Source organism: Paludisphaera rhizosphaerae (assembly GCF_011065895.1).
In the GTDB taxonomy this organism is placed as follows: Bacteria; Planctomycetota; Planctomycetia; order Isosphaerales; family Isosphaeraceae; genus Paludisphaera; species Paludisphaera rhizosphaerae.
Map to the genome: position 1 here is coordinate 1 of NZ_JAALCR010000072.1, position 2862 is coordinate 2862.

A 2862-nucleotide genomic window follows, 5' to 3' on the forward strand; every position below is an offset into this window, starting at 1 on the left:
TGCGTCGTGCCGAACAGTGCGAGCGTCGGGCACGGGATTCTCACGGTCCCTCGGCCGATCCGGTCAACAGTAGCATCGGTCGTACCGTTCTGGGCCGACAGGCAGAATCCGCGGTCGCCTTCACGGCCGTGGCGCTCGAACCCCTTGATCCACCCGACAAGCTCATCTCGCCAACAAGTCAGGCCGCGAGTGTTGTCCCGGAACAACTCGCCGAGTTTCTCAACCGTGGCATCGACGACTTTGTACCGCTTGGGCCCGCCGGCCTGCTTGGCTTCCAGGCCGGCGATCTTCTTGGCGGCCTCGTTCGCCGCGTGGTAGTCGCTCTTCTTGATCGAGGCGGCCATCAGCTTCTGCTGATTGGCGATCTCGGCCTGGCGGACAGCGACTTTCCAGCCCTCGGAGGCCTGTTGCTGGTCGTAGGCCTTGGCCGCCTCGGATTCAAGGTGATCGAGCGCGTCCAGAGCAGCCTCGGCCATTGGAGTCTTGAGGCAGCCCGAGTCCGCGACGGCCGCGCCCCAGAGGTTGGGTACGACCACCCAGTCGCTCTTCTTTCGCGGCAGGATGACGGCCCCACGGCCGATCACCCCCGAAGCGGCGACCATGAGGGGCGCGGCGACCATTTCGGGGGGAGTTGAAGCACGATCGGCGACGTCCTGAACCCGAGCCCGGAAGGCCGTCGGCAACAGGTTGAGATCGAACGCCGGGACCGCCTCCAGGCCGCCCGCAAACGCGATGGGGGGCAGGCACCAATCGAAGTCGGGATTCTCGGCGGCCTGCTCGGAAGGGAAAACGGAAAACGCGCACGAACTCGACTGGCCAGCGGCCAGGGACTCGTTAGGATACATATAACCTTGATCCCCTAAGCCCGGCGGAGCGCCAACTCCCAGCCGGGCTTTTTCTTTGCCCGCGTCATGCGACCGAGGCTCCTTCGCCTCGGCTCACTCGAGCCTAGCCATGGGCCCGGAAACGTCCTGTTGCAGCGCTGAGAACGCTCAGCTGGCGGCGGCCGCCTGTTGGGCGTCGACGGTGCGAATCGCGTCCCGGACGGCCTGGGAGATCGACGGCCGAGACGGGTAAGAGGCCATGAGTCGCTCGAGGGCCTCGAGGTCTTCGACGAACATCGAGACCCCAACGACGGTGGTCTTGCCCTGACGGCGGCGGGGGCGGTCGGGGGTGGTCGGGTAGGCCGTGATCAAGGGGTTGCTCCTGTTGTGGCTGCGCTGGCGGTCGGCGGGATGCAAGGGGGCTCTCTCCCCCTCAATTCGATTCTTAGCGACTCACAGCCTTTCGAACAGCCCCAGGAGCGGGAATCCGAGAAAATCGAGAAAATTGCCAGCTACAGCGACAAGGATGTGATCCACCCCTATGTGCGGGAAACCGCCATAGTCGAAGGGCGATGCGCTGCACGGAAAGGCGGCTGTCCGCGCTAAGTAGGCGGCATGCGAGCGGAATCACCGCCGAAGTCGTCCCGCGGACCAGGTGTCCAACTTGCGAATCTGGGTGCCGAAGATGGGAAAGCGGCCGGGCCGGAGCTGTCGAACAGGGGGTTTCGTCAGTTTCGTCAGTGTCAGTACGCGGTGGGGGTGAAAATCCACAATCCGCCGTCGGACCATCCGGAGGAGGGGTTTCGTCAGTTTCGTCAGTGTCAGCGTCGTGTGTACGTGAAAATCAGCAATCCGCTGTTAGACCGCCCGGAGGAAGGGTTTCGTCAGTGACCATCCGCCCTCGAGGAAGGTTCTGTCAGTAACCATCCGCCCCTGAGAGGTCATTCCTCCTTCGGAAACCGAGCCTTCCATCCTTCCCAGATACCCAAATCTACCTCTATAAAGTGAATATACTGTATATCTGTCCACTATATATATTTTATATAAGCAATCTAGGAAAGATACGAAGACCGTCTGTTAGGAAAGACTCGATTTTCACGCACACACAACGCTGACACTGACGAAACTGACGAAACCTCCCCGGGGAGGTCGTCCGGTCACTGACAGAACCCCCGGCTGCTGACAGAACCTCCTGGGGGCGGTTGGTCCCTACTGACGAAACCTTCCGACGGCAAGAGGGCGCGCCCGAATGAAACGGGCCCAGACCTCTCGTCAGGTCCGGGCCCTTCGTCTTCGTCGTCGTCTTCGTCGCGGCGGAACTCAGTCGACCCAGGCGGTTGCCATCCGGTAAACCGACCAGTCCGTCGGCTCGAGCCGGAGGACCAAGGCGGCGAACAGGCGGGCCAGCCGGCGGCGGTCCACGACGGGAATGGCCATCCGGCCCCACTTCCTGGTCGACCGGAAGTTGACTCCCTCCTTCGTCGCGATCTGTTTGGCGACTCGTCGGACGTCGTAGTCCTCCAGACGCGACAGCGAGTAGTAGCAGTCGCTGCCGAGGCCCGGCATGGGCAGGACCGACGTCCGGGGCTCGATCGCCTCGGGATCCGCCGGCAGCAGCTGGAAATCGATCCAGCCGTCCGCGACGGCGGCAACGATCGCCTCACGGGCTTCGTTCGGGAGCGCGGCCCAGAACTGCTCGAGGGTCCGCCGAAACGCCGAGAACTGGGCCTGGGTGACTTCGTTGGACCAGGCGGTCAGCGTGCATTCAAGGCCAGGAGTGTCGATCCGGGCTTCGTACTGGACGGCCTCGGCGCGGTTGCTGAGGCCGGAGGTGGGGAAGGGAAGGGTCGAAGGCGATTCGAGGGGGTGGCTCACTGGGGTTAGGCTCAGAGGCCTGCTGTCCTCGGCCCCCGTGGGGGCGTTTGCGTACACGGCCGTGAGTCTACCACCCCGGTTTCGGGTTTCAAGTGGTCACCGGGACGCGCCCTGCTCCCCCTCGACGTCCGAGCGCGTTAGGCTGCGGTTTACGGTTCGCGAT

At 63.6% G+C, this 2862-nt stretch carries 3 protein-coding genes; all 3 read right to left on the reverse strand.

Annotated elements, in window-relative coordinates; translation table 11 throughout:
* Positions 1 to 845 (reverse strand): DUF3987 domain-containing protein (locus G5C50_RS31955; protein ID WP_165076124.1); only part of this gene is annotated, 845 nt, incomplete at its 3' end.
* A gap of 147 nt (positions 846 to 992) precedes the next feature.
* Positions 993 to 1241, reverse strand: coding sequence for a ribbon-helix-helix domain-containing protein (locus G5C50_RS31960; protein ID WP_165076126.1), 249 nt, complete (start codon positions 1239 to 1241; stop codon positions 993 to 995).
* Between the two features lie 903 nt (positions 1242 to 2144).
* Positions 2145 to 2699: a hypothetical protein gene (locus tag G5C50_RS31965; RefSeq protein WP_165076129.1), complete on the reverse strand. Its 555-nt coding sequence runs from the start codon at positions 2697 to 2699 to the stop codon at positions 2145 to 2147.
* Positions 2700 to 2862: the final 163 nt, after the last annotated feature.